Annotated in this window: 14 protein-coding genes; 10 read left to right on the forward strand and 4 right to left on the reverse strand. The window is 68.6% G+C overall.

The window, feature by feature from the left end:
- Window positions 1-26: 26 nt before the first annotated feature.
- Genes KY497_RS06540 through KY497_RS06550 form a run of 3 tightly spaced genes read left to right on the forward strand, consistent with a single transcriptional unit; the run spans window position 27 to window position 2,900 of the window.
- Window positions 27-377, forward strand: coding sequence for a PLD nuclease N-terminal domain-containing protein (locus KY497_RS06540; protein ID WP_017829232.1), 351 nt, complete (start codon window positions 27-29; stop codon window positions 375-377).
- A gap of 14 nt (window positions 378-391) precedes the next feature.
- A complete protein-coding gene (gene menD / locus KY497_RS06545) occupies window positions 392-2,041 on the forward strand; it encodes a 2-succinyl-5-enolpyruvyl-6-hydroxy-3-cyclohexene-1-carboxylic-acid synthase (protein ID WP_258185962.1) in 1,650 nt (549 codons plus the stop codon).
- Window positions 2,042-2,057: 16 nt separating this feature from the next.
- Complete coding sequence (locus KY497_RS06550; RefSeq protein WP_055865630.1) at window positions 2,058-2,900, forward strand: PPK2 family polyphosphate kinase; 843 nt, start codon at window positions 2,058-2,060, stop codon at window positions 2,898-2,900.
- Window positions 2,901-2,916: 16 nt separating this feature from the next.
- On the opposite strand, the gene KY497_RS06555 is transcribed toward KY497_RS06550, so the two are convergent.
- Window positions 2,917-4,170, reverse strand: coding sequence for an isochorismate synthase MenF (locus KY497_RS06555; RefSeq protein ID WP_219870130.1), 1,254 nt, complete (start codon window positions 4,168-4,170; stop codon window positions 2,917-2,919).
- A 56-nt stretch (window positions 4,171-4,226) separates the two neighbouring features.
- On the opposite strand from KY497_RS06555, the gene KY497_RS06560 reads away from it, so the two are divergent.
- From KY497_RS06560 to KY497_RS06580, 5 genes are all read left to right on the forward strand, one after another.
- Window positions 4,227-4,790 carry a hypothetical protein gene (locus tag KY497_RS06560; protein ID WP_219870131.1) on the forward strand — a complete coding sequence of 188 codons (564 nt, stop codon included), beginning with the start codon at window positions 4,227-4,229 and terminating at the stop codon, window positions 4,788-4,790.
- A gap of 56 nt (window positions 4,791-4,846) precedes the next feature.
- Entirely contained in the window at window positions 4,847-5,506 is a 660-nt protein-coding gene (locus tag KY497_RS06565) for a ubiquinone/menaquinone biosynthesis methyltransferase (RefSeq protein WP_229779004.1), read from the forward strand.
- Window positions 5,507-5,552: 46 nt separating this feature from the next.
- On the forward strand, window positions 5,553-6,614 hold the full coding sequence (locus tag KY497_RS06570; protein ID WP_017829226.1) for a polyprenyl synthetase family protein: 1,062 nt from the start codon (window positions 5,553-5,555) through the stop codon (window positions 6,612-6,614).
- A 64-nt stretch (window positions 6,615-6,678) separates the two neighbouring features.
- Window positions 6,679-8,052 carry an FAD-dependent oxidoreductase gene (locus tag KY497_RS06575; RefSeq protein WP_055865615.1) on the forward strand — a complete coding sequence of 458 codons (1,374 nt, stop codon included), beginning with the start codon at window positions 6,679-6,681 and terminating at the stop codon, window positions 8,050-8,052.
- A 71-nt stretch (window positions 8,053-8,123) separates the two neighbouring features.
- The gene (locus tag KY497_RS06580) at window positions 8,124-9,131 is read left to right on the forward strand and encodes an alpha/beta hydrolase (protein WP_141387441.1); all 1,008 of its coding nucleotides are present in this window, start codon (window positions 8,124-8,126) and stop codon (window positions 9,129-9,131) included.
- Window positions 9,132-9,135: 4 nt separating this feature from the next.
- On the opposite strand, the gene KY497_RS06585 is transcribed toward KY497_RS06580, so the two are convergent.
- The 3 genes from KY497_RS06585 to KY497_RS06595 form a co-directional block, all read right to left on the reverse strand.
- Entirely contained in the window at window positions 9,136-9,768 is a 633-nt protein-coding gene (locus KY497_RS06585) for a GntR family transcriptional regulator (RefSeq protein WP_055865609.1), read from the reverse strand.
- 456 nt (window positions 9,769-10,224) lie between these two features.
- Complete coding sequence (locus KY497_RS06590; RefSeq protein WP_017829222.1) at window positions 10,225-10,713, reverse strand: YajQ family cyclic di-GMP-binding protein; 489 nt, start codon at window positions 10,711-10,713, stop codon at window positions 10,225-10,227.
- A gap of 13 nt (window positions 10,714-10,726) precedes the next feature.
- The gene (locus tag KY497_RS06595) at window positions 10,727-11,158 is read right to left on the reverse strand and encodes a hypothetical protein (protein ID WP_219870133.1); all 432 of its coding nucleotides are present in this window, start codon (window positions 11,156-11,158) and stop codon (window positions 10,727-10,729) included.
- A gap of 184 nt (window positions 11,159-11,342) precedes the next feature.
- Between KY497_RS06595 and KY497_RS06600 the strand changes: the two genes are divergently transcribed.
- Together KY497_RS06600 and KY497_RS06605 are read left to right on the forward strand one after the other, a co-directional pair.
- Entirely contained in the window at window positions 11,343-12,551 is a 1,209-nt protein-coding gene (locus tag KY497_RS06600) for an extracellular solute-binding protein (protein ID WP_141385760.1), read from the forward strand.
- A 67-nt stretch (window positions 12,552-12,618) separates the two neighbouring features.
- Entirely contained in the window at window positions 12,619-14,223 is a 1,605-nt protein-coding gene (locus tag KY497_RS06605; RefSeq protein ID WP_055865601.1) for an ABC transporter permease subunit, read from the forward strand.
- Window position 14,224 lies beyond the last annotated feature (1 nt).

Genomic DNA, 14,224 nt, shown 5'->3' on the forward strand with positions numbered 1-14,224 from the left:
ACCCTCGACACGCCTACACTGGAAGGGTGGCGAGACTACTGATCGTCGGCGGCTTCCTCGCCGCCGTGTTCTGGGTGTTCAGCATCGTCGACTGCGCAGTGCAGCCGGCGACGCGGCACCGTGGTGTGTCCAAGCCCGTTTGGCTCGCGATCGTGGTGATCCTCCCCGTGATCGGCGGCATCCTCTGGTTCGTGATCGGCCGCCGGCGCGCGAACGATCCCGGTGTCCGTCCGGTGATCGCACCGGATGACGACCCCGCGTTCCTCCGCAGCATCAGCAAGACCGAGCAGGATGCGCGCATCCGCCGTCTCGAAGAGGAGCTCGCCCGTCTGGACGAGGAGACCGACGAGCCTCCCGCCACGGACCAGCGCCCGTGACCTCATCGCCGGCGATGGATGCTGCGGCGTCCCTGATCGCCGACCTCGTCGCCCAGGGCGTGCGCGACATCGTGGTGTCTCCGGGCTCGCGTTCGCAGGCCCTCGCGCTCGCCGCGGTGCGCGCCGCCGACGACGGACACGTGCGCGTGCATGTGCGCATCGATGAGCGTGTCGCCGGTTTCACCGCACTCGGCATCGCTCGCGAGACCCGCGTGCCGGCCGCGGTGGTGTGCACCTCGGGGACGGCCGTCGCCAACCTCCTTCCCGCGGTGATGGAGGCGTTCCACTCCGGGGTGCCGATGCTGCTGCTCACCGCCGACCGTCCGCCCGAGCTGCGCGGGGTCGGCGCCAACCAGGCGACGATCCAGAAAGCTCTGTTCCACCCGTGGGTGCGCGACGAGCTCGATGCTCCGGTGCCGGGCGACGGCGAGTGGACCGGGCTCGCCGAACAGGCCGTGGCCGCCGCGATGGGCGCTCGCGAGGTCGAGAGCGGCCTCCGTGGCATCGCCGGACCAGTGCATCTGAATCTTCCGTCCAGAGAGCCCCTCTCGGGCGATCTGCCCTCCATCGTCGTCCTCAGGGGCGAGGCGCCCGAGGCGCTGCGCGACGAACCCTTCGTGCTCGACCGCGGGCCGCGCACCGTCGTGATCGCGGGCGCCGACGCCGGTCCCGATGCCGAAGAGATCGCGCACTCCGGGGGCTGGCCGCTGATCGCCGAGATCGTGAGCGGTGCGCGGTTCGGGCGGCAGGTCGTGCACGGCTACCGTCGCCTGCTGGCCCGGGAGGATCTCGGCGGACGCATCGAACGGGTCGTCGTGCTCGGGCACCCGACGCTCAGCCGCGAGGTCGCGTCGCTCCTCTCCCGTCACGACGTGGATGTGGTGGCGGTGCACCGCGGCGGCGAGGAGCTCAACCTCAACCACCGCACGCGCGGGGTCGACGCCGTCATCGTCGCCCCCGGCGCCGTCGACCGCACCTGGCTCGGCGAGTGGATTCGGGCGTCCGCCGCGGAGATCGTCGATCTGAGCGAGCACGCCCCCGATCCCGAGGCGCTGGCCTCCACCGACTTCGCGGCGCGCAGGGAGGCGGTGAAGGCCGAGCTCGACGCGGTCCGCCGTCCGCTCGACCGTGAACTGCTCGCCGACGCGGTGTGGCGCGCCACCTGGCCGCACGACCGTCTGGTGTTCGGCTCCTCCCGGCTCGTCCGGGTCGCCGATCAGGTGCTGGGCGGCAAGAAGGTCCCCGTCCACGCCAACCGCGGCCTCGCCGGCATCGACGGCACGATCGCCACCGCGACCGGCATCGCCATCGCCAGTCAGGCCGCCGGTGCGCCCGGGGTCACCAGGGTGCTGCTGGGCGACCTCGCGTTCCTGCACGACGTCGGCGCCCTGTTGCTGCCGCCCGACGAGACAGAGCCCCGACTGCAGGTCATCGTCGGCAACGACGGCGGGGGGACGATCTTCGACTCCCTCGAGGTGGCGTCTTCCGCCCGCCCCGGCGACCTCGACCGCGCCTTCTACACGCCGCACACCGTCCGCTTCGAGCACCTCGCCCTCGCCTACGGCTGGGAGTATCAGCGGGTCACCACCCGCACCGCACTCGATCAGGCGCTGACCTCGCCCCGCGGCGGACGTCGGATCATTGAGGTGCCGCTGGAGCGTTGACTGGCAGGATGTGCGTATGGACGCGCACACCTGGACGCAGACGCTGCGAGTCGACGAGGGATTCCGCCTCGCCGATCTCGACCCGGACGCCAAGCCCGGATACGACCAGGGCAAGGCTCGCGGGGTCGCCGACCTCGCCGCCCGCCTGGCAGACCTGAACGTGCTGCAGGAGCGGCTGTTCGCCGAGAGCCGTGCCGGAGTGGCCAAGGATGCGGTGCTCCTGGTGCTTCAGGCCATGGACTCCGCCGGCAAGGGCGGGATCGTGCGGCACGTGGTCGGGGGTGTCGACCCGCAGGGTGTCGCGCTCGCCGCGTTCAAGGCGCCGACAGCCGAGGAGCGCGAGCACGACTTCCTCTGGCGCATCGAGAAGCGTCTGCCCGATCCCGGTTTCATCGGCGTCTTCGACCGCTCCCACTACGAGGACGTGCTGATCGGACGGGTTCGCGAGCTCGCCCCGCCCGCGGAGATCGAGCGCCGCTACGACGCGATCAACGAGTTCGAGGCCCGCGTCGCGGCATCCGGTACGCGCATCGTCAAGGTCATGCTGCACATCTCGCCCGAAGAGCAGAAGACGCGGCTGATGGAACGCCTCGACCGTCCGGACAAGCACTGGAAGTACAACCCGGGCGATGTGGACGAGCGGTTGGTGTGGCCGCAGTACATGCAGGCTTACCAGACCGTGTTCGATCGCACCTCGACCGCGGTGGCTCCGTGGCACGTGATTCCGGCGAACGCCAAGTGGTACGCGCGACTGGCCGTGCAGGAGCTGCTGCTCGCGGCGCTGGAGGACATCGACCCCGAGTGGCCGCGCGCCGACTTCGACGTCGAGTCCGAGAAGAAACGTTTGGCCGCCAGCTGAGCGTCGGTCTCTGCGGTCAGGCCAGGGCGTCGACCAGGGGGCGGAACTTCACGCGCGTCTCGAGCAGTTCGCTCTCCGGATCGGATCCGGCGACGATCCCGGCGCCCGCGTAGGCCGTGACCCCGATCTCGCCCTGGCGCACGGTGAACTGGGCGCAGCGCAGGGCGATCGCCCACTCGCCGTTGCCCGCGGCATCCACCCAGCCCACAGGTCCCGCGTAGCGACCCCGGTCGAACGGCTCGAGCTCGCGGATCGCGGCGATGGCCGAGGGGGTCGGTGTGCCGGCGACGGCGGCGGTGGGGTGGAGCACCCGCACCAGGTCGAGCGCCGACTCGCCGTCGCCCAGTTCGCCCTCGACGTCGGTCGCCAGGTGGAACAGGTTCGGCAGCTTCAACAGGAAGGGCTGTTCGCTCGCGGCCAGCGCCCGCGTGTGGGCCCGCAGCGAGGCGAGCACGCTCTGCACGGCGTACTGATGCTCGTCGAGGTCCTTGGTGCTGGAGGCGAGGTGTGCGGAAGCGGCGGTGTCGGCATCCGCGTCGGTGCCGCGGCCGATCGTGCCGGCCAGCACCCGCGCGGTCACGGTTCCCTCGTGAACGGTGACGAGGGTCTCCGGACTCGCGCCGATCAGCCCGTCCACCGCGAACGCCCAGGTGTCGGGGTAGCCGCTGGAGAGGGCACGCACCAGTCGGCGCAGGTCGGACCCCGCCGGGATGCTGCCTGTCAGGTCGCGGGCGAGCACGACCTTGCTGAGCTCTCCGTCGGCGATGCGGGCCAGGGCGCGGCGCACCGAGTCCTGGTAGCCCTGCGGGCTCTGCGCTCCGGGGCCGACGGTGCCGGCCCAGTGCGGGCCGTAGGGCTGCGTCGCGAGTTCATCAGCGTTCCCCGGGGCATCGGCGACGCGGATCGTCGTGCGCCAGAACCGGTCCCCGTGTCGTCCCAGAACCTGCGTCGGCAGCAGGAGCACGCTGTCCGCTGCCGAGTCCTCGTCGAACGTGAAGGCGCCGAAGGCCACGAGCCCGGTGCCGGGGAGTCCTACCGGGTCGGAGATCTCGGCCTGCGCTGCCATGTCCCGCCACAGGGTCGCGAGCTTCTCGGTGCGCGACTGATCGCCGCCCGCGGGAGGCCGCAGCTCCGCCAGGGTCTCGCCGACGGCGACGATCCCGTCTCCGCGGCGCAGCCACGCGAGCGGGCGGGAAGGGTCCGCATAGGCCAGGAGGTCTTCGACCGGCTCGATCTCTGTGGTCTCCACGACCAGGTGGGTGGTGTGCACGCGTCCAGCCTATGCCGCTCAGGGAGCGTGGATTCTCGTGGTCGTAGGGTGAGCGGATGAGCGATGCACGCCCCGCACCCGGCACGGAGATGGTCTTCCAATGGCGCAAGTGGGACGGATCACCGCACTGGCGGCACGAGTGCGTCTATCTCGGCGTCGACGAGTGGGGCGACTGGATCGGGCAGCCCGTCGGATGGCGCAGCGTGCGCCCCGGCGCCGAGTTCCATGCCGGGGGTCCGAACGTCACCCTGGTTCCCCCGAGCGGTGACCACGCGCTGACCGTCAACCGCCGCCATCGCCGGGGGATGCGCATCTACATCGACCTGGGGTGGGACATCCATTGGTCCGATGATCCGCTGCTGGCGACCGGGATCGACATGGACCTCGATGTGGTGCGCGTCGAGGGTGCACGAGGGACCTGGGTCGACGATCGCGACGAGTGGGCCGAGCACAGTGCGCGCTACGGGTACCCGGCCGACGTCATGGCGCACCTCGAGGGGCTCGCGCTCGACCTCGAGGAGCGGGTGCGCGCGCAGATGGCTCCGTTCGACGACGCCACCGCCGATCCCTGGCTCGACCGCCTCGAAGCCCTGGGCCTCGCGCCTAGACTGAACTCGTGACCTCGAACGAGAATAACCGCGCCGATCTCGGCAAGGACCCCGCCCGCGTCAGCGGCATGTTCGACCAGGTCGCCGCAGGGTATGACCGCACCAACACGGCGATGACGTTCGGCAACGACGTCCTGTGGCGCGCGGCGACCACCCGGGCGGTCGCTCCGAAGCCGGGGGAGCGGATCCTCGACCTCGGCGCGGGCACGGCGTCATCGTCGGCCTCCCTCGCACGCAGCGGGGCCGAGGTGGTCGCGGCCGACTTCTCCCCGGGCATGCTCGCGGAGGGCGAGCGTCGACACGGCGCGATGCGCAACCTGTCGTTCGTGCAGGCCGATGCCACCGATCTGCCATTCCCCGACGCGACGTTCGACGCGGTCACCATGTCGTACGCGCTGCGCAACGTCAACGACCCGAAGAAGGCCCTGAGCGAGCTCTACCGCGTGACCAAGCCGGGGGGCAGGCTCGTCATCAACGAGTTCTCGACCCCGCCGGGCAAGCTCTTCCGCGGGGCGTACCGCTTCTACAACGCCCAAGTGCTGCCGCGGGTGGCTCGCGTCGCCGGCACCAACGGCGACGCCTACGACTATCTGAACGAGTCGATCATTCAATGGCCTGACCAGAAGCGACTCTCCGCCTGGATCCGCGAGGCGGGCTGGGCCGAGGTCGCCTATCGCAACCTCACCTTCGGCATCGTGGCCCTGCACAGAGCGCGCAAGCCAGAGTGAACCTTCCGGGCGAAACCGTGACATCCGACGAAGGTAGGCTGGGAACGTGACTTCGAGCCCCATCGCCCCGGGTTCGCGACTGGCGAGCCGTCTCGGCTTCAGCGATCGCGTCTTCATCGGTCCTGCCGCCCGACGTGTCGCGCGCGCCATCGAAGACGGGCTGGAGCTCGTCGAGACCGGACTGGCAGACGACGTCCGCGTCGCCGATCCACTGGCCGACGCCGCCAGCCGCTACCTGTACGAGGCCGGCGGCAAGCGCATCCGTCCGGTGCTCACGCTCCTCGCCGCACAGCTCGGCGACGGGAACACCCCCGAGGTCATCGACGTGGCCAAGGCGCTCGAGATCACGCACCTCGGCTCGCTGTACCACGACGACGTCATGGACGGAGCCGACCGCCGCCGCGGAGTACCCGCCGCCCACGCCGTGTGGGGCAACAACATCGCGATCCTCACGGGCGACATCCTGTTCTCCCGCGCCAGCCAGCTGATGTCCCGGCTGGGCGAACGCGCCATCCGGCTCCAGGCCGACACCTTCGAGCGACTCGTGCTCGGTCAGATGCATGAGACCCTGGGCCCGCAAGAGGGCGACGACCCCATCGAGTTCTACATCCAGGTGCTCGCCGACAAGACGGGTTCCCTGATCGCCGCGGCCACGCAGGGCGGCGTGATCTTCTCCAACGCCCCCTCGGAGTACGAAGAGCCGGTACGCGTGTACGGCGAGAAGATCGGCGTCGCGTTCCAGCTTCTCGACGACGTGATCGACCTCTCGGCGAAGCCGGAGGAGACGGGCAAGGTGCCGGGGACCGACCTGCGTGCGGGCGTTCCGACCATGCCCTACCTGCTGCTCAAGGCTGAGGGAGACGCGGACGCCATCGACCTCGCAGCCCGCATCGACGAGGGTGTGGCCCTCATCGCCGACGGAGCCGACCCCGCCATCCTCGACGGGCCGCTGGACGCGCTGCGCGACCACCCGGTGACGCAGAAGACCCTCGAGCTCGCGCACGCGTGGACCCGGGATGCCGTCGACGCTCTCCAGCTGCTCCCTCGCGGCACTGTGCGCGAGGCGCTGACCCGATTCGCTGAGACCCTCGCCGAACGCTCCAGCTGACTCTGTGCGTGCGGCCCGTCAGGGTTGCGCGCCCGCTCTGCGACGGCATACGAAAGGACCTCCCATGACCAAGCTCAGACTGGCCATCGTCGGTGCGGGCCCCGCCGGCATCTATGCGGCGGACATCCTGCTGAAGGCGGAGCGCAAGTTCGACGTCTCGATCGACCTCTTCGAGCAGCTCCCCGCACCGTACGGGCTGGTGCGCTACGGCGTCGCGCCCGACCACCCGCGCATCAAGGGCATCGTCAACGCCCTCCGCGACGTGCTCGACCGTGGTGACATCCGCCTGTTCGGCAACGTCCGCTTCGGCGAGGACATCACTCTCGACGACCTCAAGAAGCACTACAACGCGGTGATCTTCGCGACCGGGGCCATCCGCGACACGTCGCTGGACATCCCCGGCATCGATGCGGTCGCCTCGTACGGCGCTGCGGACTACGTCAGCTGGTTCGACGGCCACCCCGATGTTCCGCGTGAATGGCCGCTGGATGCCGCCTCGGTCGGCGTGCTCGGCAACGGCAACGTCGCCCTCGATGTCGCCCGCATGCTGGCCAAGCACGCGGAGGACCTGCTCGTCACCGAGGTGCCGGCCAACGTCTACGAAGGCCTCAAGGCCAGCCAGGTCACCGACGTGCACGTCTTCGGGCGTCGCGGACCGGCGCAGGTCAAGTTCACGCCGCTCGAGCTGCGCGAGCTCGGCGAACTGCGCGATGTCGACATGGTCGTCTACGACGAGGACTTCGACTACGATGACGCCGCGAAGGACGCCGTCGCCAGCAACAAGCAGGTGATGGTCATCGACCGCATCCTGCAGTCCTGGCGCAAGCGCGATTCGGTCAACAACGCCGGAGGCACGGCGTCGCGACGCCTGCACCTGCACTTCTGGGCGAAGCCGGTCGAGGTCCGCAAGGACGACAACGGTCGCGTCGCGGCCCTCGTGTACGAGCGCACCCGGCCCGACGGCCAGGGTGGCGCGGTCGGCACGGGAGAGCTGCGCGAGGTGCCCCTCCAGGCGCTGTACCGTGCCATCGGCTACTTCGGCTCGCCGCTTCCCGGTGTTCCCTTCGACAAGAAGCACGGTGTCATCCCGAACCGTGAGGGTCAGGTGCTCGCCAAGGACTCGAACGAACGCGTGCCCGGCATCTACGCGACCGGATGGATCAAGCGCGGCCCCGTGGGGCTGATCGGGCACACCAAGTCCGACGCGATGGAGACCGTGCGTCACATCATCAACGACCAGAGCGCGTGGTGGCACCCGGAGGACCCCTCGGAGGAGTCCATCGTCGAGCTCCTTCAGGAGCGCGGCGTGCGCTGGACCGACCTGGACGGGTGGCACCGGCTCGACGAGCACGAGATCGCCCTCGGTGCTCCGGCGGAGCGCGCCAGGGTCAAGGTCGTCCCGCGTGACGAGATGGTCCGGGTCTCACGCGGCGAGTAGAGCCGTCACGGTCGGGCCTCCCGCACCCGGTCGCGCGCTCGGCTAGCCTGGCGACGACGGGGGAGGAACGCATGACCGAGTGGATCCCGGATGTTCTCGGTGACGAGTTCGAGCAGCTGACGCTCGATCTCGGCACGGATGACCAGGGGCCTGTCGTTGCGACCCTCGTGCGCGCACTGCCGAGGAGGCCGAGCCTGTGGGCGCGGGCGAGCGGCCGCCGACCGCTTCTCGACGGGGTCGATGTGCTGTACGTGCACGGCTGGTCCGACTACTTCTTCCAGAAGCGGCTGGCCCGGTTCTGGACTTCACGTGGCGCCCGCTTCTTCGCTCTCGACCTGCGCAAGTACGGTCGCAGCCTGCGCGACGGCCAGACTCCCGGCTACGTCGCCGACCTCGCCACCTACGACGAGGACATCGGAGCTGCGCTGGAGGCGATGGGCCGCGGGGAGGGGGGCGCCGAGTCCGCCCGTCGACTCCTCCTGCTCGGGCACTCCACCGGGGGGCTGACGCTGAGTCTGTGGGCCTCCCGCCATCCGGGCTCCGCCGACGCGGTGATCCTGAACAGCCCGTGGCTGGAGTTCCAGTTCGCGCCGGCCCGCGCGGCGATCGCGCCGATGGTCGAGTTGCAGGCGAGGCTGCGACCGATGGAGGCCGCGCCGCAGGTCGACCTCGGCTTCTACACCCGCGCGCAGCAGGAGGTCGCCGACCCGGACGATCCGATGGATGTGAACCCGGTATGGCGGCCCGCGCAGACCATGGCGGTGTACGCGGGCTGGCTGCACGCCATCCTCTCCGGCCACAAGGCGGTGGCGTCGGGGCTGTCGATCACGGCGCCCGTGTGCGTGCTGCTGTCGGCACGATTCGTGCCGCCGACCCGGTGGTCGGACGACCTCACGTCGGCCGACTCGGTGCTCGTGGTCGACGACATCGCCCGCGCAGCGCTCCGGCTCGGTCCCAGCGTCACCGTGGAGCGCATCGACGGCGCGCTGCACGACGTCTTCCTCTCCCGGCACGAGGCGCGCGAAGACGCCTACCGGCGGTTGGATCGATGGGTGACCGGATGGCGCGCAGCGCAGTGAGCTCTCACAGGTAGTACATCTCCCTGACGAGGCGCTCGGCGCCGTCGCCGTCGCCGCTGCGCACGGCGTCGCCGAAGTCGACGTAGATCTGCGCCATCCGTGCGCGATCGGACGGCGGGACCACCCAGTCGCGGAGGTTGCGGAACAGGACCATGCTCGCGTCGTCGATCAGCGTGCGATGCTGCGCGTTGCCGCTGTGCTCGCCGAGGTAGGAGAACACCGCCCATCGGGCGTTCGAGGTGCCGGCACCGTCTTCCAGAGCTGCGCGCATGGCGTTGACCAGCGCGAGCACATGCTCGCGTTGAGCGGCCGTGATCTGCGGCACCGCCAGTCGCGCGGCGATTCCCGCCTGGTAGCCGGCGAACACGAGCGATTGGGCGATGGTCTCCGCCGTCACCGCCGTGACCTCCGTGTACCGGCTCGGGTACATCGTGACCATGCCCAGCCGTTCCAACCGCTGCAGCGCCTCGCGTACCGGTGTCCGTGACACGTGCAGTTCTTCCGCGACATCGACATCGCGGATGCGCTCACCCGCGGCAAGCGTGCCGTCGATGATCTGCCTGCCGATGTGGTGGAAGACCTCTTCGGCCAAGAGCTGCTTGCTCTCGCCGACGTTCGTCGATCCGATATTCCCCATGGATCTGCCCCCAGTTGCCCTTCTGATCCCGAGCGCCCCATGATTCGCCCGGGAGGGCAACTACATCATGAAGTCGCGTCGGATGCCAATATCCCCCACCTGAGTCGGCAGTCCGCGTGGGGGCGCGCATCGTGGCTCAGGCGGGCTCGTCGTGCCCGTGCTCTTCGTGCTCGTGGGTTCCGTGGCCGGCGGATGCTGGGCATCCGCCGGCCACCGAAGACGCGAGCGCATGGAACTGCCGCGGCCTCGTCCCCACGAGGGCAAGCTCGCAATCCCGAAATCGCGTAGCCCTACGACGGCAGTGCGTCACGCGGCGTTCGCGTCATCGGTCGCATCGAGTCGACCGCTTCCAGTCTTGGGTACCTAAACCCATATATCAGTATGCAATCCAACAATGACGAGAGAGGGGGTCGAGTGCGCTGCACTCGACCCCCTCTCTCGATGTGTCCCGGTGGCTTACCGGTAGTTGATGAACTGCAGGTCCAGGTCGAGGTCGGCGCCCTTGAGCAGCGCGATGACCGACTGCAGGTCGTCGCGGCTCTTGGACTGCACGCGCAGCTCGTCGCCCTGGATCTGGCTCTTCACGCCCTTGGGGCCCTCGTCGCGGATGATCTTGTTGATCTTCTTCGCGTTCTCCGAGGAGATGCCGTCCTTGAGCGTCGAGACGATGCGGAACTCCTTGCCGCTGGCGAACGGGTCGCCCGACTCGAGGCTCTTCAGCGAGATGCCACGCTTGATGAGCTTGGACTGGAACACGTCGAGCACGGCCTTGGCCCGCTCCTCGGTGTTCGCGATGATCAGGATGCTCTCGCCGCTCCAGGCGATCGACGCACCCGTGCCCTTGAAGTCGTAGCGCTGCTCGATCTCCTTGCGGGCCTGGTTCAGGGCGTTCTCCGCCTCCTGGTGGTCGACCTTCGAGACGATGTCAAATGAGCTGTCAGCCATGGTTTCATCCTACTCAGGGGCTCAGGGCGTACACGTTGTCGGAGATCCGGGTGGCTCCGTCCGGCGTGGGGTGGTCGTCGGGGACCAGCACGAAGTGACCGGCCGGGCCGCTCATCTCCACGGGGCCGCGTTCGCCGCCACACGACATGGTTCCCGCGGTCTCGTCCCGGTAGGCGAGCACGCAGACCGTTCCCTGGTCGACCCCGCGCAGCACCCACAGCGAGCTGCCGGAATGCTCGCCGACGAACCGCGCAGACGAGAGCTCGGCGCCGTCGCCGGAGTCCTGCTCGATGAACGCGTCCGGCAACGCGTCCGCGGGTTCGACATCGCGCTCCAGCACCGCGTAGTCCGTGGTGAACGCGGTGCACCCGCTCAGTGCGGCCGCCGACAGCGCCAGCACGAGACCTGTCGTCATCCGGGCGATGCGATGCGAACCGTGAGTCATTCCGGCAGTCTACGGGTCTCGCTTCCCCGTCTCATGGAAGCGTTTTCACATCCCAGCAGCGCTCCGTTCTCTATCACGGGTTGATATCAACGCCTTCTCTCATTGCAAACGCCGCTGATTTCGATGCATACTGTAAGCGCTTGCAGTCCTTGCAGGTGATCAGCACTGAGAGAGGCACACACCAATGAAGGTGAACAAGAGGGGCATCGTCGCCGCGGGCGCGATCGCCATCGTTTCGACTCTGACGCTTGCCGGCTGCTCCACGGGGACCAGCAGCGACGACACCTCCGGCTCCGACGACAGCGGGAAGCTGGTCGTGTGGGTCGACGCCGAGCGCGTCGACGCACTGCAGGGCGCTGCAGACGCCTACCAGGAGAAGACCGGCGTCAAGGTCGAGCTCACGGGCAAGTCGGTCGACGACATGAAGGACGACTTCATCCAGCAGGTTCCGACCGGCAAGGGCCCCGACATCGTCATGGGCGCGCACGACTGGCTGGGCGAGTTCTCCACGAACGGCGTCGTCGCACCCATCGAGCTCGGCGACAGCTCCGAGGACTACCTCCCGGTCGCGCTCCAGGCCGCCACGTATGACGGCACCGTCTACATGCTCCCGTACGCCGTCGAGAACATCGCGGTGCTGCGCAACGCCGACCTGGTTCCGGCCGCCGCGACCAGCTTCGACGACATGCTCTCGAAGGGCACCTTCGTCGTCGAGCAGGGTACCGAGGGCAACCCGTACCACCTCTACCCGTTCCAGACGGCGTTCGGCGCCCCGGTGTTCGGCACTGACGACACGGGCAGCTACGACTCCACCGACCTCCAGCTCGGCAGCGAGGGCGGCTTCGCGTTCGCGGACTGGCTGGGCGCACAGGGCGCTGCGGGTGTTCTGAACACCGACGTCGACGGCGAGATCGCCAAGCAGCAGTTCCTCGACGGCACCGCGGCCTTCTGGCTCACCGGTCCGTGGAACGTGGGCGCGGCAACCGACGCGGGCATCAACGTCGCGATCGACCCGATCCCGAGCCCGACCGGTGAGACCGCTTCGCCGTTCGCCGGCGTGAAGGGCTTCTTCGTGAGCTCGGAGTCGAAGAACAAGGTCGCCGCGAACGACTTCCTCGTCAACTACATCGGCACCGAAGATGTGCAGCTCGACCTGTTCAAGGCCGGCAACATCCTCCCCGCCCTGACCGCAGCCGCCGACACCGCGGCCGCCGACCCGATCATCGCCGGCTTCCAGGCCGTCGGCGCCGACGCCGTCCCGATGCCCGCGATCCCGGCCATGGGCGCGGTCTGGGAGTTCTGGGGCGTGGCCGAGGCCGCGATCATCAACGGCGAAGACCCGGCGACGACGTGGCAGAAGCTCGTCGACGACGTGACCGCCGCGATCAAGTAACAGCCAGAACACGGACTCTGCCGGGGTGGGCCTTCGCCCGCCCTGGCAGGATCATGACGAGGATGACATGACAGACACCGACGAGCGCACAGCTCCTCCGACCAGACGTCAGCGCCAGGCCGCGAAGATCGCGGAGGCCGCATCCGGACCGATCGGCTGGATGCTGCTGAAGATCCTCCTGCTGGCCGTCGTCGACGCGATCGCGCTCTACGCCGCTTTCGTGCTCTTCGCCCAGCGGGAGTGGTTGATCCTCGGCATCGTCGTGGCGGTCGCCGTCCTCGTCAACTACATCTACTTCTCCCGCAAGCGCATCGCCGCGAAGTACCTCACTCCCGGGATCATCTTCCTGGTCATCTTCCAGGTGTTCACGCTGCTCTACACCGGGTACATCGGGTTCACGAACTACGGCACAGGCCACAACGGCACCAAGGACCAGGCGATCTCCTCCCTCCTCGCCTCGGCGCAGGAGCGGGTCGAGGACTCGCCGACCTATCCCGTGACGGTCGTCGAGCAGTTCGGCACCTACGGTCTGCTCGTGACCGACCCGGAATCCGGCGACGCGCTCCTCGGTACAGCGCAACAGCCGCTGGAAGAGGTCGACGCCCGGTTCGAAGACGGCACGGCCGTCGCCGTCGACGGGTGGACCACGCTTCCGCTCGCGACCGTCTTCACGCTCTCCGAAGAGCTCGAGAAGCTGTCGGTGCCGTTCAGCGACGACCCGAACGACGGCAGCCTGCGCGCCCCGGACGGGCAGAAGGGCTACCTGTACGTCTCGACGCTGGAGTACGACGAGGCCGCAGACACCATCACCGACACCACGACAGGGACCGTCTACTCCGATACGGGCGACGGGGCCTTCACCGCTGAGGGTGGCGAGCAGCTGCTCCCCGGTTGGCAGACGACCGTCGGCTTCGACAACTTCATCCGCGCCGTCACCGACTCCTCCATCCGCGGACCGCTCATCTCGGTCACCCTCTGGACGTTCGCGTTCGCTCTGATCTCGGTCGCGACGACGTTCTTCCTCGGCCTTCTCCTGGCCCTGGTGTTCAACAACACCCGCATGCGGTTCCGCAACGGCTACCGCATCATCCTGATCCTCCCGTATGCGTTCCCCGCGTTCCTGTCGGCGCTCGTCTGGGCCGGAATGATGAACGAGAGCTTCGGCTTCATCAACCAGGTGATCTTCGGCGGGGCCGAGATCCCGTGGCTCACCGACCCCGCCCTCGCGAAGGTGTCGGTGCTGCTGGTGAACCTGTGGCTCGGCTTCCCGTACATGTTCCTCGTCTGCATGGGCGCCCTGCAGGGCATCCCCGAGGATGTGAACGAAGCCGCGGTGATGGACGGTGCGAACCCGTGGCAGGTCTTCCGCCGGATCAAGCTGCCGCTGCTGCTGGTCACCGTCGCACCGCTGCTGATCTCGTCCTTCGCGTTCAACTTCAACAACTTCAATCTGATCTACATGCTCACCAAGGGGGGCCCGCGCTTCAGCGACGTGTCCATCCCCGTCGGGCACACCGACATCCTCATCTCGATGGTCTACAAGGTGGCCTTCACGGGGCAGACGCGTGACTACGGTCTGGCCTCTGCCTTCACGATCCTGATTTTCATCGTGGTCGCCACGATCTCGATCATCAGCTTCCGCAAGACCAAGGCCCTCGAGGAGCTGAACTGAC

The organism is Microbacterium sp. PAMC22086 (assembly GCF_019443525.1).
Classification (GTDB): Bacteria; Actinomycetota; Actinomycetes; order Actinomycetales; family Microbacteriaceae; genus Microbacterium; species Microbacterium maritypicum.